Source organism: Mesorhizobium sp. M1409 (assembly GCF_040317535.1).
GTDB lineage: Bacteria > Pseudomonadota > Alphaproteobacteria > Rhizobiales > Rhizobiaceae > Mesorhizobium.
In genome coordinates this window covers 1-22,461 of sequence record NZ_JAMYKV010000014.1, presented here as the reverse complement: position 1 = coordinate 22,461, position 22,461 = coordinate 1, and the positions used below count along the sequence as shown (strand labels likewise).

Below are 22,461 nucleotides of genomic sequence, written 5' to 3'. Positions count from 1 at the left end.
GTATCGCGGCGATCAAGCTTATCGGTGGCGAGCGCGTCGGTGGCGCCGCTCACGATCAGTCCTCCGCGCTGGCGTCGTCGAAGCCGATCAGGTTCCAGCTCTGGCGCATATGCGGCGGCATCGGCGCGGTGACATCGATGACGCCCTTGTCCGGATGCGGAATGATAATGCGGCGCGCATGCAGATGCAGGCGGTTTTGAATGCCGCCGGGAAAATCCCAGTTGGTGTCGGCCTCGAAATATTTCGGATCGCCAAGGATCGGGCAGCCGATGTAGGCGGCATGAACGCGAAGCTGGTGGGTGCGGCCGGTATAAGGCTCCATCTCCAGCCAGGTCATCGTCTGTGCCGCCTGCTCGATGATGCGGTAGTAGGACACGGCGTGGTCGGCGCCCTTTTCGCCGTGCGCGGCGACACGGACGCGGTCGCCGTCCGGCGTCGGCTCCTTGATCAGCCAGGTCGAGATCTTGTCCTCGCGCTTCGGTGGCACGCCCTTGACCAGCGCCCAGTAGGTCTTCTTGGTCTCGCGGGCGCGAAACGCTTCAGCGAGCTTCATGGCGGCAAGGCGGGTGCGGGCTACGACCAGCACGCCCGATGTATCGCGGTCCAGCCGGTGCACCAGGCGCGGCTTCTCGCCCTTCTGGTTGCGCCAGGCCTCCAGCATGTCGTCGACATTGCGGGTGACGCCGGAGCCACCCTGCACGGCAAGGCCCGCCGGCTTGTTGAAGACGAAAACCTTGGGGTCCTCATGGATCAGCATCTTTGCGAGAACATCGGCATCGCCCTGGTTGCGGATCGAGTGGCCGGTCAGCGCGCTCTCGCCCTTCTTGTCCACCTCGAGCGGCGGGACACGCACCATCTGGCCGGGCTCGACGCGAGTGTCGGCCTTGACCCGTCCGCCATCGACACGGATCTGGCCGGAGCGCAGAAGCTTCTGCAGATGGCCGAAACCAAGGCCCGGGAAATGGGTCTTGAACCAGCGATCGAGCCGCATGCCCGCCTCGCCGGCCTCCACCGTGATCTGTTCAACGCCTGCCATATTCTTTTCGCTTATCCGTTTTCCGGCAGGGCTCGGCCCTGCTCTCGGCGCGGCAATAGCATTATGAAACGGTTCTTGCGAGCCAAAGTCCCAGAAACAGGGCGATAATGGCGCCAATGACGCTGGCAAGCGCATATCCGAACGCCGGCAGCGTGACTCCCCGCTCCCACAGCGTCGCGAAATCGAGCGAAAAGGCGGAGAAAGTGGTGAAGCCGCCGAGGATGCCGGTGGCAACGAACAACCTAAGTTCGTTCGATCCGCCGCGACGCGCCAGGATGGCGATGAACAGGCCCATGGCGAAGGAGCCGACGATGTTGATGACGATCGTGCCCCAGGGATAGTTGGGGCCGACAAGGCGCAGCGCGCCCATGCTGGTGAGATGACGAATGCCGGCGCCGATGCCGCCACCGACCACGACGAGAAGCAGATTGAACATGACCGCTTACTGCCCCCCCGGGGCGGCCTGGTCAATCCCTTGTGTTTGTTGTGGGCGGAACCGCACAGACCAGTCGAACTGGTCACCACTCAGGTGTTGTCCAGCCTGGATATTTCTTCCTGAACTCGGCGTAGAGGGCATCTATTTCCGTTGTGCTGACCGGGCGCACCTGTTCGTAGAGATAGCCCTTGACGTCGCCGGACAACTGATATGCCGCGATGCGCCTATATGCGGCGCCGATGCCTTTGCCCTCGACAATATATTGGTCCGGTATCGTGACACAAATCTGTGCACCCGATTGCAAATGAGTGACGGGCGGGTCGGTTACGACAACATATCTGGATTTCAACGTTCCCGGCCTGAATTGATCGCGACTATCAACCTGACAAGCCCACTCGATGCGGGGGTAGAGGTCTTTATCCATTTCATACAACAGCGAGTCGCTCATGACCGAGCTGGAGGCAAATACCGAAAAACGGTCCTCGGGTTCCATTTTTTCAAGAAGGTCATCAACAAGGCGTCTGTATTCAGGAAGATTGTCGAGGTGAAGAGGGAGCGTGGCTTCCCTGGCAAAAACGTAGCTGATCGGCGACAGCAACTGCCGGCCAAGCGGAAAAAAGGTACCAAAAAACGCCAACCCAGCGGCAATGGCTATCGCGATGGCTGACCATCGCGATCTCAGCGCCGGCGTCGAAACGATCGCAACGATTGCCTGGGCATATGCAGGGAAGAGCCAGAGAAACATTGGCATTGAATGATGGCGGTCCGGATCCTGCATCCGGGTAAAGAGAAAAAAGGTGAGTGCCGAAGCGACGGCACAGAACAAGGGAAATCCGTTTCGGCGTACAACAGAGATATAAAGGCCCAGTACGATCAACAGCCAGTTCACATAGCTGAGCCGGGACCCTACCTCGTCAATCTGCGAAACGAAGTTCGTCTTGTACCCGCTGTAAAGATCGCCGTAGCTGGTTCCCAGAATCTTGAGGATCAGAAGTTGCTGGAAGGCCAATGCGGCTCCGGCAACAACGAGAACCGCACACAAGCCCCCTATGACGGCATTCCTGAGTGCCGGAAAATTCCGGTCTTTTGCGACCTGCAACAAGCAGAAGAAGGCAGCGGAAATTCCGAGCCCTATAACCGAATAGGCATACCAGCGGCGTAGCACGAACGCCAACCACAGGCAGATGCCAACGCGTATTCCGCTGGTCACCGGTTCATGGGTCAGGAACTTCGATTTCCAAAGAAAATAGGTTGCCGCAGAAAGCGCGAGGCAGCCGGCAATGTCAGGCAACCCACGAAACGTCGCCGCCCAAAACGGCGTGTAGAGAAAGGCCGCAATCCAGACAGTGAGCCAGCTTCGCGATGAAGAGGTCTCGGTGGCCGCCTCCAGATAGCTCATTTTGCCTATGAAAAGAGCGGTCGGAACCAAGTAAGCCGCGACTATCCCGGCGATGTATGAAAGCCTCGAACCGCCGAAAACCATGTGAAACGGCATCAGCGGCACCAAAATTGCCGCGCTGTAATCATCCGTTGCGATTGAGGTCCGCAATTGGCTGAGCCACTGGAGAGGGCTGTCGGCCAAGAGCGCGCCCTGCCGATTAAACGTGTCGAAATAGGCAGTGAAGTCCCAATAATAGACAGGCTCTTCAAGACTTACATAAATGGCTGCAAGGGCAATTCCCAGCAGAACGGTGCATAGATACGTTCTTGCCAAAACTCCGAGAGAGCTGTTCTTCGTCACTTGAGGCCGCCAGGAGGAGAAGAGGGAGAACTGTCGAAGCCAAAGGCCCGGGACTATCGTTTACGCAGCCAAGAGCCGTTCCGGCGCATCAGTGGCCCGCAAGATGGCCAGGTCTCACACATGCAGGGCGATCCGATGCTGCCGACAGAGCCGGCAGCATCGATGATCTCAAGCTCAGGTCGTCTCGGTCTTCTTCGGCTTGGTCGAACCGATCATCTTCCAGTTCTTGTAGAACATGGAATTGATGCGCTCGACGCTCACCGAGACGATGGCGAGCATGGCCGCGATCAGGCCGGGAACCGGGGATGGACGGATGATGTCCATGAACACGCAGTAGCGGCGGCCGTCATACTCGTTGACCGAGCGATGCAGCAGCGTGTCGTCGAAGATGAACAGCGGATTGTCGTACCAGTAGTTCTTGACGTTGCCGCACTCGATGAAAATCTCGGATTCCACCGGAATCAGATTGTAAAGGATGCGCAGGCTGAGCCGCAGCGGGCCGAAGTGCCAGGAGGTCGACTCGCGCTTGCTGAAGACGGAAACGGCGATGGTCTTGATGTATTTGAAATCCTTGTTGAACTCGGCGACGTTGTCGATCTTGTGCTTGCCGTACCACTGATAAACATACATGCCGCGCCGGCCGGCGCCGAAATTGGCGTCGATATCGGCGATGATCTCGTCCTTGCGTGCCTTGAAAATGTCCAGGACCTCATTGACCTCGCGCTGATAGTCGGCGGGAAACTGCTCCAGCTTCCAGACGCCTGGATTTCTGTAGCACAGCAGGTCCACCAGCAGATTGAACGGCGAAAGCAGCCAGGTGAACAAGCCGTTGCCGAGGAAGTAGCCGCTGAAAAGCGACAGATCCTTGCGATCGTTACGCAGCACGTCGATCAGGCCGCAAACGATGAAGATCGTCGTCAGGATGGGAATGAAATAGAAGCCAAGGGCGAGAAGCGGGATGGCAATTGCGAATTTGCGTAGGGATTTGCGAAGGGTTTTTGTCATTTTTCCACGCGCGACGCGCGATCCTGTTGCGAATGAGGTGCCCAAATCACGGCAACGACCACCGCCCGGTCGTGCGCCTTGATAAGGTTTTTTGGGTTACCACACAACGGCCCCTGCTATCGCGGCCGGCTGGCTGCCTTGTGAAGCCTGCCACTATCGGTCAACGCACCGCCGGCAGGCCAAGCTCGTCCCATTTTTCCCCGGGGACCAGATCGCCAACCAGGAATTCGAAGCCGACGGCGAAACCTCGTTTCGACGCGTGACGACGACCGGTTCACGCAAGCCAGCTATTCCCGTTCTTTGCGCAGCTTCGCCCAATAATCGAGCCGCTTCCTGATGTCGCGCTCGAAGCCGCGCTCGGGCGGATCATAAAAGGTCTGGCGGCCCATCTTCTCCGGAAAATAGTCCTGGCCCGAAAAGGCATCCGGCTCGTCATGATCATACCGGTAGCCGGCGCCGTAGTCCTCCGCTTTCATCAGCTTCGTCGGTGCGTTGAGGATGTGCTTGGGCGGCAGCAGCGAGCCGTGTTCCTTCGCGGCTCGCGTGGCTGCCTTGAACGCGTTGTAGACGGCGTTTGATTTGGGCGCGGTTGCGAGATAGACGGTGGCCTCGGCAAAAGCCAGTTCGCCCTCGGGCGAGCCTAGATAATCGTAGGCATCCTTGGCGGCGTTGGCGACGACCAGCGCCTGCGGATCGGCAAGCCCGATATCCTCCATCGCCATGCGCACCAGCCGGCGGCCAAGATAGAGCGGATCCTCGCCGGCATCGAACATGCGCGCAAGATAATAGAGAGCCGCGTCGGGGTCGGAGCCACGCACCGATTTGTGCAGCGCCGAGATCAGATTGTAATGGCCGTCCTGCCCTTTGTCGTAGATCGGCGCGCGGCGCTGGACGATGCGCTGCAGTCCTTCGGGATCGAAGACCTCGCCGGGCTTTGCCGCCCGCCAGACCTCTTCGGCAAGCGTCAGCGACGCGCGGCCGTCGCCATCGCTCATGCGGATGAGCATCGTTCGTGCCTCGTCGTCGAGCGGCAGCGCCCTGCCCTCGGCCTCCTCGGCCCGCGCTATCAGCTTGGCGATGCTCTCCTCGCCCAACGAATGGAAGACCAGGACGCGCGCGCGCGACAGCAGAGCGGCATTCAACTCGAAGGACGGATTCTCGGTCGTGGCGCCGACCAGCACGACGGTCCCGTCCTCCATGACAGGGAGAAAACTGTCCTGCTGGGCGCGGTTGAAGCGATGGATCTCGTCGACGAACAGCAAGGTCTGGCGGCCGTTCGTACGGCGCAGCTTGGCCGCTTCAAACACTTTTTTCAGATCGGCGACGCCGGAAAACACCGCCGATATCTGCTCGAAGGCGAGACTGGTTTCGCCGGCCAGCAACCGCGCCACCGTGGTCTTGCCGGTGCCGGGCGGCCCCCAGAAGATCATCGAGCCGAGCGAGCCGGAACCGATCAGCCTGGTCAGCGCGCCGTCAGGGCCGGTCAGATGTTCCTGGCCGACGACCTCGCCAAGGTTTCTCGGCCGCAGCCTGTCGGCCAGCGGCCGCCCGGGCGACGCTTTTTCCGGTTCATCGACGCTGAACAGATCGGCCATGCATTTCTTTTTGGTTGGAGCATGAGCCCAAAGGGACCTGCTCTAATAACGCAACACTTGACGCAGTATCTGCCCGCCGCGCTCGACGGTAAAGCGCCACCAGCGTGTATCCGTCTTGGCCGCCAGTTCCAGGGTCGCCGCGGTATCGATGATGGTGCCGTTCACCTCGCGCACGATGTCGCCCGGCTGGAAGCCGAAATCGGCGGCCGGCGAGTCGCGGTTGATGTCGACCACGGTCACGCCCTTGATGTCCGTGCGCAGGCCAAGCCGCTGAGCGAGCCGGGGCGACAGTTCCGCGACCTTTGCGCCCGAGAAGGGGCTGCGGCCATGCAACGTCAGTTCAGCAGCCTTCATGCCTTCTGGAGCGCGCTCCAGCGCGATGTCCATCGCCGCCTGCTGGCCTTTGGTCAGAACCGCGAAATTTGCAGTGGTGCCGATCGACAGCGTCGCCATCCGGTAGTCCAGCGCCTCGATGCTCTCGACCGGCTTGCCGTTGAGCTGCAGCACGACGTCGCCGGGTTTGAGCCCAGCCTTGGCGGCCGGTCCGGTCGCTTCGACCGACGAGACCAGTGCACCGGTCGGCTTCTCCATGCCGAGCGATTCGGCAATCTGCGGCGTCACCGCTTCGAACTCGGCGCCGATATAGGGCCGCTCGAAGAAGTCGAGCCCGGCCTTGGCGGCGTCGGCAAAGGCGCGAACCATGTTCGAGGGAATGGCGAAGCCGATGCCGATCGAACCACCGCCGCGGCTGTAGATGGCCGTGTTGATGCCGACCAGCTGGCCGCCCATGTTGATCAGCGCGCCGCCGGAATTGCCGGGGTTGATGGCAGCGTCGGTCTGGATGAAGAAGCTGGAATCCGACACGCCGATATGGCTGCGGGCAAGTGCCGAGACGATGCCGCTGGTCGTGGTCTGGCCGACGCCGAAGGGGTTGCCGATGGCCAGCAGCAGATCGCCGACCTCAAGCGCGTCGGAATCGCCGATGGCAATCACCGGAAACGGCTTGTCCGAGGAGATCTTAAGCACGGCAAGATCGAACGTCTCGTCCTTGAGCAGCACCTTGCTGTCGAATTCACGCCCGTCCGCGGTCGCCACCTTGACCTGATCGGCATCCTTGATGACGTGGTAATTGGTGACCACGACGCCGGTCGGGTCGACCAGCACGCCGGACCCGAGCGACGACTGAGCGCGCGGCTGCGAGCGGCCGAAGAATTCCTCGAAGAACGGATCTCCGTCGAAGGGCGACGTCACCTTGGCGGTCTGCGAGGCATAGACATTGACCACGGCCGGCGCCGTCTGCTTGACCAGCGGCGCAAACGAGAGCTGCACCTCCTCACGACCGAACGGAACGCGTTTGTCGGGACCGGACGTCGCGTTCTCGCCTTCAACGCCATGCAGCAGGTCCGTCAGCACGTCCGACAGGCCGGGATCGGTCTTTGTCTCCTCGGCCAATGCCTGCCTGGCCACCGGTGCGGCCGCAAACGCCATCATGGCGAAGAGCAGAACAAGGGGCAGTCGGTTGGCGCGCATTCACGAATCCTCCAGGGCGAGTTCGGGGGCATTGTCCCGACGATTGTGCGAAATGAAAGGCTAAGCTGCTGAAATCCGATTATTTTGAGGCCAAAGACCCTCGTTTCGCGCCAGGAGATCGGCTCTGATCTCCATCCATCGCTTTCAGAAAACCAAAAAGGGGCCCGCGGGCCCCTTTGAATTCAATACGGAAAACCGAGCCTTATGCGGCCGCGGCGTCCGCTTCGGTACCTTCGGCCTCGATACGGGCGCGGTCGCCGGCGCCCTTGGCCGAGGTATCGCGATCGACGAATTCGATGACCGCCATGGCAGCGTTATCACCGTGGCGGAAGCCCGCCTTCATGATGCGCAGGTAGCCGCCGTTGCGGGTGGCGTAGCGCGGGGCGATGGTGTCGAACAGGCGCTTGACGACGCCTTCATTGCCGATCTGCGCGATCACCTGGCGGCGGGCGTGCAGGTCGCCGCGCTTGCCGAGCGTCACCAGCTTCTCGACGATCGGACGCAAATCCTTCGCCTTCGGCAGGGTGGTGACGATCTGCTCGTGCTCGAGCAGCGACACGGCGAGGTTGGCGAACATCGACTTGCGATGGCTAATGCTTCGGGCGAAGCGGCGGCCTTTGAAACCGTGGCGCATGGCTCTTTTCCTTCTTCAGTTGCTCAAGAGGCCGCAGCCTCTGATGGTTTTCCGCATGACCGTCGGATCGAGCGGCCCACGCCGCCGATCCTTGGAATTCATGCTCAATATTGGTCTTCGTAACGCTTGGCGAGGTCTTCGATGTTTTCCGGCGGCCAGTCCGGCACTTCCATACCGAGGTGCAGGCCCATCGCCGCGAGGACTTCCTTGATCTCGTTCAGCGACTTGCGGCCGAAGTTCGGGGTGCGCAGCATCTCGGCTTCGGTCTTCTGGATCAGGTCGCCGATATAGACGATGTTGTCGTTCTTCAGGCAGTTGGCCGAACGCACCGAAAGCTCGAGCTCGTCGACCTTCTTGAGCAGCGCCGGGTTGAAGGCGAGCTCGGTGACGGCCTCGGTGGCGACTTCCTTCTGCGGCTCGTCGAAGTTGACGAACAGGCCGAGCTGGTCCTGCAGGATGCGGGCGGCGAAAGCCACCGCGTCCTCGCCGGTGATCGAACCGTCGGTCTCGATCGTCATGGTCAGCTTGTCATAGTCGAGAACCTGGCCCTCGCGGGTGTTCTCGACCTTGTAGGAAACCTTCTTGACCGGCGAATAGAGGCTGTCGACCGGGATGAGCCCGATCGGCGCGTCTTCGGCGCGGTTGCGGTCGGCCGGCACGTAACCCTTGCCGGTGTCGACGGTGAATTCCATGCGGATTTCCGCGCCCTCGTCCAGCGTGCAGATGACGTGGTCGGGGTTGAGGATCTCGACGTCGCCAACCGTCTGGATGTCGCCGGCAAGAACCGCACCGGGTCCCTGCTTGCGAACGACCATGCGCTTGGGGCCATCGCCTTCCATTCGGATGGCGATTTCCTTGATGTTCAAGACGATATCGGTGACGTCCTCGCGCACGCCGGCGATGGACGAGAATTCATGCAGAACGCCGTCGATCTGCACGGCGGTAACAGCCGCACCGCGCAGCGAAGACAGAAGCACGCGGCGCAGCGCGTTGCCCAGCGTCAGGCCAAAGCCACGCTCGAGCGGCTCGGCGACCAGCGTGGTCAGCGTCTTCTTCTTCGACGAGAACTCGATCTTGTTCGGCTTGATCAGTTCCTGCCAATTTTTCTGGATCATGATGCTTTCCTTCCGTTGACCCGCCACCATCCAATCGTGGCGGGCGACCTGGAATGCCGTGGAGGAGCGCCCCAAAGGGCGCTCGCGCGACGTTCGGTAAATTGCTTAGACGCGGCGCTTCTTGCGCGGGCGGCAGCCATTGTGCGGGATCGGCGTCACATCACGGATCGAGGTGATGGTGAAGCCAGCCGCCTGCAGGGCGCGCAGTGCCGATTCACGACCGGAGCCGGGTCCGCAGACCTCGACTTCGAGCATGCGCATGCCGTGTTCCTGGGCCTTCTTGGCAACATCCTCGGCAGCCATCTGGGCAGCGAACGGGGTCGACTTGCGCGAACCCTTGAAGCCCTGGGCACCGGCCGACGACCAGGCAATCGAATTGCCCTGCGCATCGGTGATGGTGATCATCGTGTTGTTGAAGGTCGAATTGACGTGGGCAACGCCCGACGAAATGTTCTTGCGTTCGCGACGGCGAACACGGGCGGCTTCCTTGGCCATGATGGTCCTTTCAGTTGATCTCTACACCGCCGTAATGCCAGCGGCTCCACCTGGAGAGCGAGTAGTGAGTAGGGAATAGCGAATAGGGATTCCTACCCGCTATTGGCTACTCGCTATTCGCTTAATTACTTCTTCTTGCCGGCGATCGACTTGGCCGGGCCCTTGCGGGTGCGCGCATTGGTATGCGTGCGCTGGCCGCGGACCGGCAGCGAGCGGCGGTGACGCAGGCCACGGTAGCAGCCGAGGTCCATGAGCCGCTTGATGTTCATCGAGACTTCGCGACGCAGGTCGCCCTCGACCTGATAATCGCGGTCGATCGCCTCGCGGATCTGCAGCACTTCCGCGTCGGTGAGCTGGTTGACGCGACGTTCGGCCGGGATGCCGACCTTGTCGACGATCTCCTGGGCGAACTTCTTGCCAATGCCGTGAATGTATTGAAGCGCAATGACGACGCGCTTGTTGGTCGGAATGTTGACGCCGGCTATACGAGCCATGTTCTTCTCTTCTCCATGTGGGCCGGCCAACCTTCAGAAAGGCGGGGTCCAGCGCTATCTTCAGTTGCCCCGCGTCCGGTGGAGGCCGGCCCATGCGGGAGTTTCCAGTTCAAAGCGGCTGCCTTGCCCTTGCGGACAAGCAAAGCCCATGCCTGATAGGAAGACGGGCCGCCATACCGCAGCGAACCGCTTCCGTCAAGTGCAATCGTTAATTCCCCCGCGCTGCGTCCTTGAGCACCGCTTCGATCTGCCCCGTCACCGCATCGATATCGGCCATGCCGTCGACGCTCCGGAGCTTGCCCTTGGCATAGTAGTAGCCAATCAGCGGCGACGTCTTCTTGTAGTACTCTCGCAGACGCTCCTCGAACACCGACGGATTGTCGTCCTTGCGAACAGGCAGACCGGCGGCCTGCGCCTCGTCGGCGCGCTTGACGATTCGACCGATCAGCGCCTTGTCGTCGACGACAAGCTCAATGACGGCGTCGAGGCCCTGGGAGCGATCCGAAAGCATCCGCTCGACCGCGTCGGCCTGCACCAGCGTCCGCGGATATCCGTCGAGGATGAACCCATTGGCGCAGTCGGCCTGATCGATACGCTCGGCGACGATCGCGTTGACGATGGCGTCGGACACCAGCTCACCGGCATCCATCACCGCCTTGGCGCGCTTGCCGACTTCGGTGCCAGCCTGGACGGCAGCACGCAGCATGTCGCCCGTCGAGAGCTGGGGTATGCCGTGTTTTTCTACCAGTCTTTGTGCTTGTGTCCCCTTGCCCGCTCCTGGCGGCCCAAGCAATATCAACCTCATCTGGCTTTCTTCCCCCCGCGCAGCTTCGACTTCTTGATCAGGCCTTCATACTGGTGCGCAATCAGGTGACCCTGAATCTGCGCAACCGTATCGAGCGTGACACTGACCACGATCAGAAGCGATGTGCCACCAAGGTAGAATGGTACGCCAGTCGCCGAGATCAGGAACTCCGGCAGCAGGCACACCAGCACCAGGTAGATGGCGCCGACGACGGTGATGCGGGTGAGAACGTAGTCGATATAATCGGCGGTGCGCTCGCCCGGACGATAGCCCGGGATGAAGCCGGAATGCTTCTTGAGCTGGTCGGCGGTGTCCTTCGGGTTGAAGACAATCGCTGTGTAGAAGAAGGCGAAGAACACGATCATCGCCGCGTAGAACGCCATGTAGAGCGGCTGGCCGTGGCCAAGCGAGGCCAGAACCGTGCTTGCCCAGGCCGGCATATTGGTCGTCTGCGAGAAGCCGGCGACGGTGGCCGGCAGCAGCAGCAGCGACGAGGCGAAGATCGGCGGAATGACGCCCGACGTGTTGAGCTTCAGCGGCAAATGCGAGGTATCGCCCTGGAACATGCGGTTGCCGACCTGGCGCTTCGGATACTGGATCAGCAAGCGGCGCTGGGCGCGCTCGAAGAACACGATCAAGGCGATGACGACGATGGCGAGCACGATGATCGCCAGGATCAGGCCGGTCGACAGGGCGCCGGTGCGGCCAAGCTCAAGCGTGCCTGAGATGGCATGCGGCAGGCCGGCGACGATGCCGGAGAAGATGATCAGCGAAATGCCGTTACCGATGCCGCGAGCGGTGATCTGCTCGCCGAGCCACATCAGGAACATCGTGCCGCCGACCAGCGTGACGACGGTCGAGATGCGGAAGAACATGCCGGGGTCGCTGACGATGCCGTTGCCGTTCTCCAGGCCCACCGAAATGCCATAGGCCTGAACCAGCGCAAGCAGCACCGTGCCGTAGCGCGTGTATTGGTTGATGACCTTGCGGCCCTGTTCGCCTTCCTTCTTCAGCGATTCCAGCGAAGGGATGACCGAGGTCATCAGCTGCATGATGATGGAGGCGGAGATGTAAGGCATGATGCCGAGCGCAAAGATCGCCATGCGCTGTACGGCGCCGCCGGCGAACATGTTGAACATGCCCAGCACGCCCTTGCTCTGCGAGGAGAAGGCCTGGGCGAAGGCTTCGGGATTGATGCCGGGAAGCGGAATATAGGTGCCGAGGCGATAGACCAGCAGCGCGCCGATCGTGAACCAGATGCGTTTCTTCAGATCCTCCGCCTTGGCGAAGGCCGAGAAATTCAGATTCGAGGCTAATTGTTCTGCAGCCGAAGCCATGCCTGATTCTCCGCTTGGTAACGCTTGATGGCCCTTGAGGTCAGGCGGTGCGTTTCACCGAAGCTCACGAGATAAGCTCCGGGCTCTAAACATGCAAGCGGCCGCGTCGACGCGGCCGCCTAAATTGCGCAGATCAAAGCGCAATCATGAGCAAAAAATGGATCCCACTCTTGCCGATCGCGCTTCAAATTGCCGTTACTCGGCAGCTGCCTTTTCCGGCAGTTTGACCGAGCCGCCAGCCTTCTCGATCTTCTCGATCGCGGCCTTGGAGGCGCCGGCAACGTCAAAGGCGAGCTTCGCCTTGATCTCGCCGTCCGAGAGGATGCGCACGCCGTCCTTGACGCGGCGGATAACGCCGGCGGCAACCAGCGATTCAGCCGTCACGGTCGCCTTGGCGTCGAGCTTCTTGGCGTCGATGGCCACCTGGATGCGGGCCAGCGACACGACGGTGAAGCTCTTGGCGAAGATGTTGTTGAAGCCACGCTTCGGCAGGCGCCGGTAGAGCGGCATCTGGCCACCCTCGAAGCCGTTGATGGCGACGCCGGAGCGCGCCTTCTGGCCCTTGACGCCGCGACCGCCGGTCTTGCCCGAGCCGGAGCCGATACCACGGCCGAGACGCTTCTTGGAGTGCGTCGCGCCGTCCTTGTCACGCAGATCGTTGAGTTTCATCTGAGTTCTCCTGCGCTCTGGCTCAGCCCTCGTCCACGACGCGGACGAGATGCTGGACGGCAGCGATCATGCCGCGCACGGAGGGCGTATCTTCCAGCGTGCGCTGCTTGTGCATCTTGTTGAGGCCGAGGCCGACCAGCGTCGCGCGCTGCTCCTTCGGGCGGCGGATCGGCGAACCGATCTGCTCAACGGTGATGGTCTTGGTTGCTTTCTTGGCCATGGTCAAAATCCCTGGTCAGATCGACTATTCTTCAGCCGCGACGGCGGTGCCGCGGCGGGCCTGAAGGGTCGAATACTTGATGCCGCGAGCAGCAGCCACATCCTTGGGATGCATCTGGCTCTTCAGCGCGTCGAAAGTGGCGCGAACCATGTTGTAGGGGTTCGACGAACCCATCGACTTGGCGACCACGTCATGCATGCCGAGCGTCTCGAAGACAGCGCGCATCGGGCCGCCGGCGATGATGCCGGTACCTTGCTTGGCAGCGCGCAGCAGCACGCGTCCGGCACCCCAGCGTCCTTCGACGTCGTGATGCAGCGTACGGCCCGAGCGCAGCGGCACGAAGATCATGTCGCGCTTGGCCGATTCAGTTGCCTTGCGGATGGCTTCCGGCACTTCGCGCGCCTTGCCGTGACCAAAGCCGACGCGGCCCTTCTGGTCGCCGACGACGACGAGTGCCGCAAAACCGAAGCGACGGCCGCCCTTGACGACCTTGGCGACGCGGTTGATGTGGACGAGCTTGTCCACCATGCCGTCGTCACGTTCTTCACGATCGCGGCCGCGGCCGCCATCCCTACGTTCCTGTGCCATATCCTGTTCCTTGTTTTTTTCCGGAAGCACGGTTGCTGATAAGATCCGGCGCCTCTGTGGGTCACCGGGGGCGAAAGTCATTCCCTTCGCATAATCTTTATCCGAAAAGTCTGCAACTTCTCGGGATCATGCTTAGAAGCTAAGACCGCCTTCGCGGGCAGCCTCGGCGAGCGCCTTGACGCGGCCGTGATAGATGTAGGCGCCGCGGTCGAAGACGACTTCCTTGACGCCGGCCTTGGTGGCGCGCTCGGCGATCAGCTTGCCGATCGCGGCGGCGGCGGCGGTATCGGCGCCGGTCTTGAGCGAACCCTTGAAGTCCTTCTCAAGCGTCGAAGCGGCAGCGATGGTGTGGCCCTTGGCGTCGTCGATGACCTGCACGTAGATGTTCTTCGACGTGCGGTGGACCGACAGACGAGGACGCTCACCGGCGACCTTCTTGATCTGGCGGCGGACGCGCTGCGCACGGCGCTGTGTGGATTCCTTGGTACCCATGATGGTCTTCCTTGCCTTCAAAAAACGGGGGCCGCCATATGCGGTAGGCGAAAGCGCCCCCCGCGACCGCTCCCCGCGGCGTTGATTTGCAGTGAATAGTGAATGGAAAAATGGTGAACGGTAGAAGCGGAGTGCCACCTGGCCCCTGCTCTATCCTACTGCCATTTCACCATTCACCATTCACCATTCACGACTACTTCTTCTTGCCTTCCTTGCGGACGATCTTCTCACCAGCATAGCGGACGCCCTTGCCCTTGTAGGGCTCGGGGCCACGATACTCGCGGATCTCGGCCGCAACCTGGCCGACCTGCTGCTTGTCGATGCCGGCCACGGTGATTTCAGTCGGCTTCGGCACGGTGATGGTGATGCCCTGCGGCGTCTCGTAGACGACGTCATGGCTGAAGCCAAGTGCCAGCTGCAGGTTCTTGCCCTGAAGTGCCGCGCGATAGCCGACGCCGGTGATCTCGAGCTTCTTTTCGAAACCGTCCTTGACGCCTTGCAGGATGTTGACGATCTGCGTGCGCGACATGCCCCACTTGGAGCGGGCGGTCTTGGTCTGGTCGCGCGGCTGAACAGCGATCTCGCTGCCTTCCATCTTGACCAGCACTTCGTCGTTCACCACGAACTTCAGCTCACCCTTGGGGCCCTTCGCCGTCACGGTCTGGCCGTTGACGGTCGCGGTCACGCCCTGCGGCAGCGAAACGGGTTTCTTACCAATACGAGACATTTTGTTGTCCTCGTCACTTCTCTTGTTTCAGGTCTCTGTCTTCGGGAACGATCCGAAGACCGGATTCCACTTTGCGGTCAGCTGCCAGATCAGAAGATCTGGCAGAGGATTTCACCGCCGACGTTCTGTTCACGTGCTTCGTGGTCGGCCATCACGCCCTTCGGTGTCGAAAGGATGGCGATGCCGAGGCCGTTGGCGACCTGCGGAATCGACTTGGCCGAAACATAGACGCGGCGGCCTGGCTTCGAGACGCGTGCGATTTCGCGCACGACCGGCGCGCCGTCGAAATACTTCAGCTCGATCTCGATTTCGGACTTGCCGTTGTCGAAGTCGGTCTGGCTGTAATCGCGGATATAGCCTTCAGCCTTCAGCACGTCGAGGACGCGGGTGCGCAGACGCGAGGCCGGCGTCGAAACGCTCGACTTCTTGCGGCCATACGCGTTGCGGATGCGGGTCAGCATATCGCCGAGAGGATCGCTCAATGACATGTTATGTCCTCCTTACCAGCTCGACTTGACCAGGCCCGGGATCTGGCCGTTGTTGCCGAGATCACGAAGCGCGATGCGCGATACTTTGAGCTTGCGATAGTAGGCACGCGGACGGCCGGTGACTTCGCAGCGGTTGCGGATGCGGATCTTGGCCGAGTTGCGCGGCATGGCGGCAAGCTTGAGCTGAGCGCGGAAGCGCTCTTCCATCGGCTTGGACTGATCCATGATGATCGCCTTGAGCGCAGCGCGCTTGGGACCGTACTGGTCGGCAAGTTTGCGGCGCCTGTTGTTCTTCTCGACTGAGCTGGTCTTTGCCATTTCAGATTTTTCCTTTTCTCGCTGCCGTTACTGGCGGAAGGGGAAGTTGAAGGCCTTGAGCAATGCCCTGGCTTCGTCGTCCGTCTTCGCAGTCGTACAAACGATGACGTCCATGCCCCAGATCTGATCAACCTTGTCGTAGTTGATCTCCGGGAACACGATGTGTTCCTTGATGCCCATGGCGTAGTTGCCACGGCCATCGAAGCTCTTCGGATTCAGTCCGCGGAAGTCGCGGACGCGCGGCAGTGCGATGTTCACGAGGCGGTCGAGGAACTCGTACATGCGTTCCTTGCGCAACGTGACCTTGGCGCCGATCGGCATCTTCTCGCGGACCTTGAAGCCGGCGATCGAATTGCGGGCGCGGGTGACGACGGCCTTCTGGCCGGCGATCATCGCCAGGTCTTCGGCCGCGATCGAAGGCTTCTTCGAATCGGCGGTCGCTTCGCCAACGCCCATGTTCAGCACGATCTTGTCGATGCGCGGAACCTGCATCTCGTTGTCGTAGCCGAACTGTTCCTGCAGCGCCTTGCGGATGGTCTCGTTGTAGACCTGCTTGAGGCGCGGCGTGTTCTGGGCCTTGGACTGTTTGCTTTCAGCCTTGGGCTTCGTGGTTTGAGCCTTAGCCATTGATGACTTCTCCCGAGCGCTTGGCGACGCGCACCTTCTTGCCGTCCTTCTGGAAGATGAAACCGACACGGGTCGGCTTGCCATCCTTGGGGTCGGCCAGCGCGATGTTCGACAGCTGGATCGGCGCTTCCTTGGTGATGATCCCGCCCTCTTGGGACTGGGACTGCTTCTGGTGACGACGGATCATGTTGACGCCGCGCACCAGCGCGGTGTCTTCCTTCGGCTGTACCGAGAGGACTTCGCCCGAACGGCCCTTGTCCTTGCCGGCCAGCACGACGACCTTGTCGCCTTTTCTAATCTTTTGCATTGGTCCGGCTCCTTACAGCACTTCAGGCGCGAGCGAGATGATCTTCATGTGGTTCTTGGCGCGGAGTTCGCGCGGAACCGGTCCGAAGATACGCGTGCCGATCGGCTCTTTCTTGTTGTCGACGAGAACGGCCGCGTTCTTGTCGAAACGGATCACGCTGCCGTCCGGGCGGCGGATGTCCTTGGCCGTGCGAACCACGACCGCCTTCATCACATCGCCCTTCTTCACGCGGCCGCGCGGGATGGCTTCCTTGATAGACACCACGATGATGTCGCCCACGGAAGCGTATTTCCGCTTCGAGCCGCCCAGCACCTTGATGCACATGACACGACGGGCGCCGGAATTATCCGCGACGTCGAGGTTTGTTTGCATCTGAATCATGACTGGCCGCCTTCTTCTTTTCTAACGGGATGGGCTCAAAGCCCCTCCCCGGTCTGTCCAAAATTCGTTGTTTACGCCCGAGGTCAGGCTTGGTCCGAAGACACGACGATCCAGCGCTTATCCTTGGAAATCGGCTTCGATTCCTGGATGAACACCTGATCGCCAACCTTGTGGGCGTTGTTCTCGTCGTGCGCCTTGTACTTCTTGGTCATGCGCACGGTCTTCTTCATCACGGGATGCGTGAAGCGCCGTTCGACCTTGACGACAACCGTCTTCTCGTTCTTGTCGCTGACGACGGTGCCCTGCAGAATGCGCTTTGGCATGGTTTTCGTCCTTAAGCCTTCTTAGCCGCGGACTTTTCCGCAGCGATGGTCTTGATACGCGCAATGTCCTTACGGACCTGTCTCACGCGCGCGGTCTTTTCAAGCTGGCCAGTGGCCTTCTGGAAGCGCAGGTTGAACTGCTCCTTCTTCAGGCTGGCCAGGTCGTCGGTCAGCTGGTCCTGGGTCTTGGTCCGGATGTCTTCGGCTTTCATGATCAGCCCGTCCTTATTCTGCGATGCGCTGCACGAAGCGCGTCTTGACCGAGAGCTTGGCCGCGCCGAGACGCAGTGCCTCACGGGCGATTTCTTCATTGACGCCGTCGATCTCGAACATGATGCGGCCCGGCTTGACGCGCGCCGCCCAGTAATCGACCGCGCCCTTGCCCTTGCCCATGCGGACTTCGGTCGGCTTCGAAGTGACCGGCACGTCCGGGAAAATACGGATCCAGACGCGACCAGCGCGCTTCATTTCACGCGTGATCGCGCGGCGGGCCGCCTCGATTTCACGCGCGGTAACGCGGTTCGGCTCAAGCGCCTTCAGCCCGAAACCACCGAAATCCAGATTGGTGCCGCCCTTTGCGGTACCATGGATACGGCCCTTGAACTGCTTGCGGAACTTTGTGCGCTTTGGCTGCAGCATCGTTCTAACTCCAAATTCCTAAATGTCTCAGGCGTTTTCGCGACGACGACCGCGTTCGCGATCACCACCACCGCCATGCGCAGCGTCACCCTCGGTCGCACGGCGCTCCGAAGCCATCGGGTCGTGCTCGAGGATCTCGCCCTTGAACACCCAGACCTTGACGCCGCAGATGCCATAAGCGGTGTGCGCTTCGGCAGTGCCGTAGTCGACGTCAGCACGAAGCGTATGCAGCGGCACGCGGCCTTCGCGATACCATTCCATGCGCGCAATCTCGGCGCCGCCGAGACGGCCGGCACAGTTGATGCGAATGCCTTCGGCACCGAGGCGCATGGCCGACTGAACGGCACGCTTCATGGCGCGGCGGAACGCGATACGACGCTCGAGCTGCTGGGCGATCGACTGGGCGACCAGGGTCGCGTCGATTTCCGGCTTGCGCACTTCAACGATGTTGAGGTGCGTCTCAGACTTCGTCATCTCCATCAGCTTCTTGCGAAGCTTCTCGATGTCGGCGCCCTTCTTGCCGATGATCAGACCCGGGCGCGCGGCATGGATGGTGACGCGGCACTTCTTGTGCGGACGCTCGATCACGACCTTCGAGATGGCAGCCTGCTTGAGCTCCTTCTCGAGATACTTGCGGATCTTGATGTCCTCATGCAGCAGCTTGCCGTACTCGCCGGTGTTCGCGAACCAGCGCGAATCCCAGGTGCGGTTGATGCCGAGGCGAAGACCGATCGGATTGACTTTCTGGCCCATTATGCGGCCTCCCCTTTTTCTTCGACTTCACGAACGACGATCGTGAGGTGCGAGAACGGCTTCTCGATACGGCTGGCGCGACCACGGCCACGGGCATGGAACCGCTTCATGACGATCGACTTGCCGACATAGGCTTCCGCCACGATCAGTGCATCGACATCCAGGTCGTGGTTGTTTTCCGCGTTGGCGATTGCCGATTCCAGCGTCTTCTTGACCGTGCCGGAAATCCGCTTGGCCGAGAATTCGAGATCGGAAAGCGCTGTCGCGACCTTCTTGCCGCGGATCAGCGCGGCAACCAGGTTCAGCTTCTGCGGGCTGATACGGATCGTGCGCAACACGGCGCGCGCTTCGTTATCAGCAAGCCTGCGCGGAGCTTTGGCCTTGCCCATGATTATTTCCTCTTCGCCTTCTTATCCGCGCCGTGACCGTAATAGGTCCGGGTCGGAGCGAATTCACCGAACTTGTGACCGACCATGTCCTCGTTCACCGAGACGGGAACATGCTTCTGGCCGTTGTAGACACCGAAGGTGAAGCCGACGAACTGCGGCAGGATGGTGGAGCGACGGCTCCACATCTTGATCACCTCATTGCGACCACCTTCACGAACCTTGTCCACCTTCTTGAGAAGGTAGCCGTCAATGAAGGGGCCTTTCCAAATCGAACGAGTCACTTGGCGTTACCTCTTCTTAGCTCTTGCGCTGATGGCGCGAGCGCAGGATGAACTTGTCGGTCGCCTTGTTGGACCGCGTCTTCTTGCCCTTGGTCGGCTTGCCCCAAGGCGAAACCGGATGGCGGCCACCCGATGTGCGGCCTTCGCCGCCGCCGTGCGGATGGTCGACCGGGTTCATGGTCACGCCGCGATTGTGCGGACGCTTGCCACGCCAGACCGTGCGACCGGCCTTGCCGTCATTGATGTTACCATGATCCGGATTGGACACGGCGCCGACAGTGGCCATGCAGGAGCCGTGAACGACACGCTGCTCGCCCGAGTTGAGGCGCAGGATCGCCATGCCCTGGTCACGACCGACCAGCTGGCCATAACCACCCGCCGAACGCGCGACCTGAGCGCCCTTACCCGGCTTCAGCTCGATGTTGTGGACGATGGTGCCGACCGGCATCGAAGCCAGCGGCATCGCATTGCCCGGCTTCACGTCGACCGCTTCGCCGGACACGATCTTGTCGCCGGGAGCCAGACGCTGCGGAGCGATGATGTAGGACAGCTCGCCATCGTCATACTTGATCAGCGCGATGAAGGCGGTGCGGTTCGGATCGTATTCGATGCGCTCGACCGTGCCGACGACGTCGAACTTACGGCGCTTGAAGTCGATGATGCGGTACGAACGCTTGTGACCACCGCCGATGAAGCGGGCGGTGATGCGGCCGTGGTTGTTGCGGCCGCCCGACTTGGTCAGGCCTTCGGTCAGACCCTTGACGGGCTTGCCCTTGTAGAGGCCCGAGCGGTCGACGATAACCAGCTGACGGGTGCTGGGCGTTACCGGGTTGAATTTTTTCAGTGCCATGTTTCTGTCCTCGCGGCCTTGCTCAGAGACCCGTCGCGACGTCGATCGACTGGCCATCTGCCAGCGTCACAATCGCCTTCTTGACGTCGCTCTGGCGGCCAACCGTGCCACGGAAGCGCTTGATCTTGCCCTTGCGGACAAGCGTGTTCACGGCCATCACCTTGACGCCGAACAGCGCTTCGACGGCGGCCTTGATTTCCGGCTTCGACGCCTTCTTGGCGACGTTGAAGACGACCTGGTTCTGCTCGGAGGCCATGGTCGACTTTTCAGTGATCGCCGGCGAGACGATCACGTCGTAGTGACGAAGGTCGGTCATTTGAAGCGCTCCTCGAGAGCCTCGACGGCGGCCTTCGAAAGGACCAGCGTGCCGCGGCGCAGAATGTCGTAGACGTTGATGCCCTGGATGGGCAGCACGTCGATGTTGGGGATGTTCGTCGCCGCCAGCTTGAAATTCTTGTCAAGCTCGGCACCGCCGATCAGCAGGGCGTTGGTCAGGCCCAGCGTCGCGAAATTCGCGATCAGCGCCTTCGTCTTGGCCTCGGTCAGCTTCAGCTCGTCGATGATGATGATCGACGCGCTCTTGGCTTTGGCCGAGAGAGCATGCTTGAGGCCGAGAGCGCGAACCTTCTTCGGCAGTTCGTGCTCGTGGCTGCGAACGACCGGGCCGTGGGCCTTGCCGCCGCCGCGGAACTGCGGAGCGCGTGCCGAATGGTGGCGGGCGCGGCCCGTACCCTTCTGCTTGTACATCTTGGCGCCGGTGCGCGCGATCTCGGCGCGGCCCTTGGCCTTGTGCGTGCCCTGCTGCTTCTTGGCGAGCTGCCAGCGCACGACGCGCTGCAGGATGTCCTCGCGCGGATCAAGGCCGAAAATCTCCTCGGAGAGTTTCACCTTGCCGGCGTCCTTGCCGCCAAGCGTTGTGATCTTGAGATCCATTATTCCGCTCCCTCTGTGGCCGGAGCCTCGTTCTTAGCAGCCGCCGCAACGGCGCGGATCGCGGCGGGCTTCGGCGCATTGGCCGGCAGTGCCACCTTGGCCGCATCGCGGACCAGGATCCAGGCGCCCTTCGATCCGGGAACCGCACCGCGGATCAGGATAAGGCCGCGGTCGGCGTCGGTCGAGACGATCTCGACATTCTGCGTGGTGACGCGGGTGTCGCCCATGTGGCCAGCCATATGCTTGCCCTTGAACACCTTGCCCGGGTCCTGGCGCTGGCCGGTCGAACCGTGCGTACGGTGCGAGACCGAGTTACCGTGCGTCGCACGGCCACCGCCCATGTGGTGGCGCTTGATGACGCCCTGGAAACCCTTGCCGATCGTCGTGCCCGTAACATCGACCTTCTGGCCGGCGACGAAGTGCTCGACGGTGATCTCGGCGCCGACATCGATCATGTTGTCGGCGGAGACGCGGAATTCGGCGACCTTCGCCTTCGGCTCGACGGAAGCGGTCGCGAAATGGCCGCGCATCGCCTTCGACGTGTTCTTCACCTTGGCAAGGCCAACGCCGAGCTGAACGGCGGTGTAGCCATTCTTCTCTTGCGTGCGCTGGGCCACGACCTGGCAGTTCTCCATCTGGAGAACGGTGACGGGAACATGTTCCCCGGCATCGTTGTAGATGCGGGTCATTCCCACCTTCTTTGCAATCACACCTGAACGCATCGGTTCAATTCCTTTAGAGTTCCGGGCCAGGGGCACCGCCCCTTACCGCGCTCTCATTCCCTTAGAGCTTGATCTCGACGTCGACGCCGGCGGCCAGATCGAGCTTCATCAAAGCATCGACCGTCTGCGGGGTCGGATCGACGATGTCGAGCAGACGCTTGTGCGTGCGCATCTCGAACTGCTCGCGGCTCTTCTTGTCGACGTGAGGCGACCGGTTGACCGTGAACTTTTCGATCCGCGTCGGCAGCGGAATGGGGCCGCGGACGTTGGCACCGGTGCGCTTGGCCGTCGACACGATTTCCTTCGTCGACGCGTCGAGCACGCGGTGGTCAAACGCCTTCAGGCGGATGCGGATATTCTGTCCGTTCATGCGTCACTTCCTTGTTCTGGCGCGGCGCGGGCAACTCCTGCGCCCGCGACAGATCGGTTTAAGTCCAAATTACTCTTTGATGGTGACGACGATGCCGGCACCGACGGTGCGGCCGCCTTCACGGATGGCGAAGCGCAGCTTCTCTTCCATGGCGATCGGCA

The 22,461-nt window shown here is 61.3% G+C and carries 34 protein-coding genes; all 34 read right to left on the bottom strand.

Annotated elements, in window-relative coordinates; all coding sequences use genetic code 11:
- Window positions 1-55: 55 nt before the first annotated feature.
- Complete coding sequence (locus tag NKG99_RS13750; RefSeq protein ID WP_023757961.1) at window positions 56-1,036, bottom strand: RluA family pseudouridine synthase; 981 nt, start codon at window positions 1,034-1,036, stop codon at window positions 56-58.
- A 61-nt stretch (window positions 1,037-1,097) separates the two neighbouring features.
- Complete coding sequence (crcB, locus tag NKG99_RS13745) at window positions 1,098-1,472, bottom strand: fluoride efflux transporter CrcB (RefSeq protein WP_352868323.1); 375 nt, start codon at window positions 1,470-1,472, stop codon at window positions 1,098-1,100.
- Between the two features lie 82 nt (window positions 1,473-1,554).
- Window positions 1,555-3,213 carry a hypothetical protein gene (locus tag NKG99_RS13740; RefSeq protein WP_352868321.1) on the bottom strand — a complete coding sequence of 553 codons (1,659 nt, stop codon included), beginning with the start codon at window positions 3,211-3,213 and terminating at the stop codon, window positions 1,555-1,557.
- A gap of 174 nt (window positions 3,214-3,387) precedes the next feature.
- On the bottom strand, window positions 3,388-4,218 hold the full coding sequence (locus NKG99_RS13735; protein WP_352868319.1) for an aspartyl/asparaginyl beta-hydroxylase domain-containing protein: 831 nt from the start codon (window positions 4,216-4,218) through the stop codon (window positions 3,388-3,390).
- 287 nt (window positions 4,219-4,505) lie between these two features.
- Window positions 4,506-5,813, bottom strand: a complete 1,308-nt coding sequence (locus NKG99_RS13730; RefSeq protein ID WP_352868317.1) for a replication-associated recombination protein A — start codon at window positions 5,811-5,813, stop codon at window positions 4,506-4,508.
- Window positions 5,814-5,855: 42 nt separating this feature from the next.
- Complete coding sequence (locus NKG99_RS13725; RefSeq protein ID WP_352868314.1) at window positions 5,856-7,343, bottom strand: Do family serine endopeptidase; 1,488 nt, start codon at window positions 7,341-7,343, stop codon at window positions 5,856-5,858.
- 202 nt (window positions 7,344-7,545) lie between these two features.
- On the bottom strand, window positions 7,546-7,977 hold the full coding sequence (rplQ, locus tag NKG99_RS13720; RefSeq protein ID WP_027044984.1) for a 50S ribosomal protein L17: 432 nt from the start codon (window positions 7,975-7,977) through the stop codon (window positions 7,546-7,548).
- Window positions 7,978-8,081: 104 nt separating this feature from the next.
- Window positions 8,082-9,092, bottom strand: a complete 1,011-nt coding sequence (locus NKG99_RS13715; RefSeq protein WP_352487615.1) for a DNA-directed RNA polymerase subunit alpha — start codon at window positions 9,090-9,092, stop codon at window positions 8,082-8,084.
- Window positions 9,093-9,197: 105 nt separating this feature from the next.
- A complete protein-coding gene (gene rpsK / locus NKG99_RS13710) occupies window positions 9,198-9,587 on the bottom strand; it encodes a 30S ribosomal protein S11 (RefSeq protein ID WP_006205444.1) in 390 nt (129 codons plus the stop codon).
- Window positions 9,588-9,712: 125 nt separating this feature from the next.
- Complete coding sequence (rpsM, locus tag NKG99_RS13705) at window positions 9,713-10,081, bottom strand: 30S ribosomal protein S13 (protein WP_023757968.1); 369 nt, start codon at window positions 10,079-10,081, stop codon at window positions 9,713-9,715.
- A 208-nt stretch (window positions 10,082-10,289) separates the two neighbouring features.
- Window positions 10,290-10,886 (bottom strand): adenylate kinase, encoded by a 597-nt coding sequence (locus NKG99_RS13700; protein WP_352868309.1) that lies wholly within the window; start codon window positions 10,884-10,886, stop codon window positions 10,290-10,292.
- Window positions 10,883-12,223, bottom strand: coding sequence for a preprotein translocase subunit SecY (gene secY, locus NKG99_RS13695; protein ID WP_352868307.1), 1,341 nt, complete (start codon window positions 12,221-12,223; stop codon window positions 10,883-10,885). Before secY ends, NKG99_RS13700 begins: the two co-directional genes overlap by 4 nt.
- A gap of 195 nt (window positions 12,224-12,418) precedes the next feature.
- Entirely contained in the window at window positions 12,419-12,892 is a 474-nt protein-coding gene (gene rplO, locus NKG99_RS13690) for a 50S ribosomal protein L15 (RefSeq protein WP_027028844.1), read from the bottom strand.
- 22 nt (window positions 12,893-12,914) lie between these two features.
- The gene (rpmD, locus tag NKG99_RS13685) at window positions 12,915-13,112 is read right to left on the bottom strand and encodes a 50S ribosomal protein L30 (protein WP_006205449.1); all 198 of its coding nucleotides are present in this window, start codon (window positions 13,110-13,112) and stop codon (window positions 12,915-12,917) included.
- Between the two features lie 24 nt (window positions 13,113-13,136).
- Window positions 13,137-13,700: a 30S ribosomal protein S5 gene (gene rpsE / locus NKG99_RS13680; protein WP_006333394.1), complete on the bottom strand. Its 564-nt coding sequence runs from the start codon at window positions 13,698-13,700 to the stop codon at window positions 13,137-13,139.
- A 132-nt stretch (window positions 13,701-13,832) separates the two neighbouring features.
- On the bottom strand, window positions 13,833-14,192 hold the full coding sequence (gene rplR, locus NKG99_RS13675) for a 50S ribosomal protein L18 (protein WP_352633700.1): 360 nt from the start codon (window positions 14,190-14,192) through the stop codon (window positions 13,833-13,835).
- A gap of 193 nt (window positions 14,193-14,385) precedes the next feature.
- Entirely contained in the window at window positions 14,386-14,919 is a 534-nt protein-coding gene (gene rplF / locus NKG99_RS13670) for a 50S ribosomal protein L6 (protein ID WP_013531432.1), read from the bottom strand.
- 89 nt (window positions 14,920-15,008) lie between these two features.
- Window positions 15,009-15,407, bottom strand: coding sequence for a 30S ribosomal protein S8 (gene rpsH / locus NKG99_RS13665; RefSeq protein WP_013531431.1), 399 nt, complete (start codon window positions 15,405-15,407; stop codon window positions 15,009-15,011).
- A gap of 12 nt (window positions 15,408-15,419) precedes the next feature.
- Window positions 15,420-15,725, bottom strand: a complete 306-nt coding sequence (gene rpsN, locus NKG99_RS13660; RefSeq protein WP_013895695.1) for a 30S ribosomal protein S14 — start codon at window positions 15,723-15,725, stop codon at window positions 15,420-15,422.
- 27 nt (window positions 15,726-15,752) lie between these two features.
- A complete protein-coding gene (rplE, locus tag NKG99_RS13655) occupies window positions 15,753-16,352 on the bottom strand; it encodes a 50S ribosomal protein L5 (protein WP_013531429.1) in 600 nt (199 codons plus the stop codon).
- Window positions 16,345-16,659 (bottom strand): 50S ribosomal protein L24, encoded by a 315-nt coding sequence (gene rplX / locus NKG99_RS13650; protein WP_013531428.1) that lies wholly within the window; start codon window positions 16,657-16,659, stop codon window positions 16,345-16,347. Before rplX ends, rplE begins: the two co-directional genes overlap by 8 nt.
- 12 nt (window positions 16,660-16,671) lie before the next feature.
- A complete protein-coding gene (gene rplN / locus NKG99_RS13645; RefSeq protein WP_006205457.1) occupies window positions 16,672-17,040 on the bottom strand; it encodes a 50S ribosomal protein L14 in 369 nt (122 codons plus the stop codon).
- 83 nt (window positions 17,041-17,123) lie between these two features.
- Complete coding sequence (gene rpsQ / locus NKG99_RS13640; RefSeq protein WP_010909280.1) at window positions 17,124-17,363, bottom strand: 30S ribosomal protein S17; 240 nt, start codon at window positions 17,361-17,363, stop codon at window positions 17,124-17,126.
- 11 nt (window positions 17,364-17,374) lie between these two features.
- The gene (gene rpmC / locus NKG99_RS13635) at window positions 17,375-17,575 is read right to left on the bottom strand and encodes a 50S ribosomal protein L29 (RefSeq protein WP_006205459.1); all 201 of its coding nucleotides are present in this window, start codon (window positions 17,573-17,575) and stop codon (window positions 17,375-17,377) included.
- Between the two features lie 13 nt (window positions 17,576-17,588).
- Window positions 17,589-18,002: a 50S ribosomal protein L16 gene (gene rplP / locus NKG99_RS13630; protein WP_352868298.1), complete on the bottom strand. Its 414-nt coding sequence runs from the start codon at window positions 18,000-18,002 to the stop codon at window positions 17,589-17,591.
- Window positions 18,003-18,029: 27 nt separating this feature from the next.
- Window positions 18,030-18,755 carry a 30S ribosomal protein S3 gene (gene rpsC / locus NKG99_RS13625; protein ID WP_023672753.1) on the bottom strand — a complete coding sequence of 242 codons (726 nt, stop codon included), beginning with the start codon at window positions 18,753-18,755 and terminating at the stop codon, window positions 18,030-18,032.
- Entirely contained in the window at window positions 18,755-19,144 is a 390-nt protein-coding gene (rplV, locus tag NKG99_RS13620; protein ID WP_006205462.1) for a 50S ribosomal protein L22, read from the bottom strand. Before rplV ends, rpsC begins: the two co-directional genes overlap by 1 nt.
- Window positions 19,145-19,146: 2 nt before the next feature.
- Complete coding sequence (rpsS, locus tag NKG99_RS13615) at window positions 19,147-19,425, bottom strand: 30S ribosomal protein S19 (RefSeq protein WP_006205463.1); 279 nt, start codon at window positions 19,423-19,425, stop codon at window positions 19,147-19,149.
- Window positions 19,426-19,441: 16 nt separating this feature from the next.
- The gene (gene rplB, locus NKG99_RS13610; RefSeq protein WP_027026960.1) at window positions 19,442-20,275 is read right to left on the bottom strand and encodes a 50S ribosomal protein L2; all 834 of its coding nucleotides are present in this window, start codon (window positions 20,273-20,275) and stop codon (window positions 19,442-19,444) included.
- A gap of 22 nt (window positions 20,276-20,297) precedes the next feature.
- The gene (locus NKG99_RS13605) at window positions 20,298-20,591 is read right to left on the bottom strand and encodes a 50S ribosomal protein L23 (RefSeq protein ID WP_023757976.1); all 294 of its coding nucleotides are present in this window, start codon (window positions 20,589-20,591) and stop codon (window positions 20,298-20,300) included.
- On the bottom strand, window positions 20,588-21,208 hold the full coding sequence (gene rplD / locus NKG99_RS13600) for a 50S ribosomal protein L4 (RefSeq protein WP_023757977.1): 621 nt from the start codon (window positions 21,206-21,208) through the stop codon (window positions 20,588-20,590). The genes NKG99_RS13605 and rplD overlap by 4 nt, the downstream gene beginning before the upstream one ends.
- Window positions 21,208-21,930 carry a 50S ribosomal protein L3 gene (gene rplC / locus NKG99_RS13595; RefSeq protein WP_023757978.1) on the bottom strand — a complete coding sequence of 241 codons (723 nt, stop codon included), beginning with the start codon at window positions 21,928-21,930 and terminating at the stop codon, window positions 21,208-21,210. The genes rplD and rplC overlap by 1 nt, the downstream gene beginning before the upstream one ends.
- A 61-nt stretch (window positions 21,931-21,991) precedes the next feature.
- A complete protein-coding gene (gene rpsJ, locus NKG99_RS13590; protein ID WP_010909272.1) occupies window positions 21,992-22,300 on the bottom strand; it encodes a 30S ribosomal protein S10 in 309 nt (102 codons plus the stop codon).
- A gap of 69 nt (window positions 22,301-22,369) precedes the next feature.
- Window positions 22,370-22,461: EF-Tu C-terminal domain-related protein (locus NKG99_RS13585; protein WP_023785181.1), on the bottom strand; the 92-nt coding region annotated here is incomplete at its 5' end.

Excerpts from the sequence above, each read along its gene's own strand:
- NKG99_RS13750 (WP_023757961.1), bottom strand. The coding sequence starts at position 1,036 with ATGGCAGGCGTTGAACAGATCACGGTGGAGGCCGGCGAGGCGGGCATG.
- crcB (WP_352868323.1), bottom strand. The coding sequence starts at position 1,472 with ATGTTCAATCTGCTTCTCGTCGTGGTCGGTGGCGGCATCGGCGCCGGC.
- NKG99_RS13735 (WP_352868319.1), bottom strand. The coding sequence starts at position 4,218 with ATGACAAAAACCCTTCGCAAATCCCTACGCAAATTCGCAATTGCCATC.
- NKG99_RS13730 (WP_352868317.1), bottom strand. The coding sequence starts at position 5,813 with ATGGCCGATCTGTTCAGCGTCGATGAACCGGAAAAAGCGTCGCCCGGG.
- NKG99_RS13725 (WP_352868314.1), bottom strand. The coding sequence starts at position 7,343 with ATGCGCGCCAACCGACTGCCCCTTGTTCTGCTCTTCGCCATGATGGCG.
- rplQ (WP_027044984.1), bottom strand. The coding sequence starts at position 7,977 with ATGCGCCACGGTTTCAAAGGCCGCCGCTTCGCCCGAAGCATTAGCCAT.
- NKG99_RS13715 (WP_352487615.1), bottom strand. The coding sequence starts at position 9,092 with ATGATCCAGAAAAATTGGCAGGAACTGATCAAGCCGAACAAGATCGAG.
- rpsK (WP_006205444.1), bottom strand. The coding sequence starts at position 9,587 with ATGGCCAAGGAAGCCGCCCGTGTTCGCCGTCGCGAACGCAAGAACATT.
- rpsM (WP_023757968.1), bottom strand. The coding sequence starts at position 10,081 with ATGGCTCGTATAGCCGGCGTCAACATTCCGACCAACAAGCGCGTCGTC.
- NKG99_RS13700 (WP_352868309.1), bottom strand. The coding sequence starts at position 10,886 with ATGAGGTTGATATTGCTTGGGCCGCCAGGAGCGGGCAAGGGGACACAA.
- secY (WP_352868307.1), bottom strand. The coding sequence starts at position 12,223 with ATGGCTTCGGCTGCAGAACAATTAGCCTCGAATCTGAATTTCTCGGCC.
- rplO (WP_027028844.1), bottom strand. The coding sequence starts at position 12,892 with ATGAAACTCAACGATCTGCGTGACAAGGACGGCGCGACGCACTCCAAG.
- rpmD (WP_006205449.1), bottom strand. The coding sequence starts at position 13,112 with ATGGCCAAGAAAGCAACCAAGACCATCACCGTTGAGCAGATCGGTTCG.
- rpsE (WP_006333394.1), bottom strand. The coding sequence starts at position 13,700 with ATGGCACAGGAACGTAGGGATGGCGGCCGCGGCCGCGATCGTGAAGAA.
- rplR (WP_352633700.1), bottom strand. The coding sequence starts at position 14,192 with ATGGGTACCAAGGAATCCACACAGCGCCGTGCGCAGCGCGTCCGCCGC.
- rplF (WP_013531432.1), bottom strand. The coding sequence starts at position 14,919 with ATGTCTCGTATTGGTAAGAAACCCGTTTCGCTGCCGCAGGGCGTGACC.
- rpsH (WP_013531431.1), bottom strand. The coding sequence starts at position 15,407 with ATGTCATTGAGCGATCCTCTCGGCGATATGCTGACCCGCATCCGCAAC.
- rpsN (WP_013895695.1), bottom strand. The coding sequence starts at position 15,725 with ATGGCAAAGACCAGCTCAGTCGAGAAGAACAACAGGCGCCGCAAACTT.
- rplE (WP_013531429.1), bottom strand. The coding sequence starts at position 16,352 with ATGGCTAAGGCTCAAACCACGAAGCCCAAGGCTGAAAGCAAACAGTCC.
- rplX (WP_013531428.1), bottom strand. The coding sequence starts at position 16,659 with ATGCAAAAGATTAGAAAAGGCGACAAGGTCGTCGTGCTGGCCGGCAAG.
- rplN (WP_006205457.1), bottom strand. The coding sequence starts at position 17,040 with ATGATTCAGATGCAAACAAACCTCGACGTCGCGGATAATTCCGGCGCC.
- rpsQ (WP_010909280.1), bottom strand. The coding sequence starts at position 17,363 with ATGCCAAAGCGCATTCTGCAGGGCACCGTCGTCAGCGACAAGAACGAG.
- rpmC (WP_006205459.1), bottom strand. The coding sequence starts at position 17,575 with ATGAAAGCCGAAGACATCCGGACCAAGACCCAGGACCAGCTGACCGAC.
- rplP (WP_352868298.1), bottom strand. The coding sequence starts at position 18,002 with ATGCTGCAGCCAAAGCGCACAAAGTTCCGCAAGCAGTTCAAGGGCCGT.
- rpsC (WP_023672753.1), bottom strand. The coding sequence starts at position 18,755 with ATGGGCCAGAAAGTCAATCCGATCGGTCTTCGCCTCGGCATCAACCGC.
- rplV (WP_006205462.1), bottom strand. The coding sequence starts at position 19,144 with ATGGGCAAGGCCAAAGCTCCGCGCAGGCTTGCTGATAACGAAGCGCGC.
- rplB (WP_027026960.1), bottom strand. The coding sequence starts at position 20,275 with ATGGCACTGAAAAAATTCAACCCGGTAACGCCCAGCACCCGTCAGCTG.
- NKG99_RS13605 (WP_023757976.1), bottom strand. The coding sequence starts at position 20,591 with ATGACCGACCTTCGTCACTACGACGTGATCGTCTCGCCGGCGATCACT.
- rplD (WP_023757977.1), bottom strand. The coding sequence starts at position 21,208 with ATGGATCTCAAGATCACAACGCTTGGCGGCAAGGACGCCGGCAAGGTG.
- rplC (WP_023757978.1), bottom strand. The coding sequence starts at position 21,930 with ATGCGTTCAGGTGTGATTGCAAAGAAGGTGGGAATGACCCGCATCTAC.
- rpsJ (WP_010909272.1), bottom strand. The coding sequence starts at position 22,300 with ATGAACGGACAGAATATCCGCATCCGCCTGAAGGCGTTTGACCACCGC.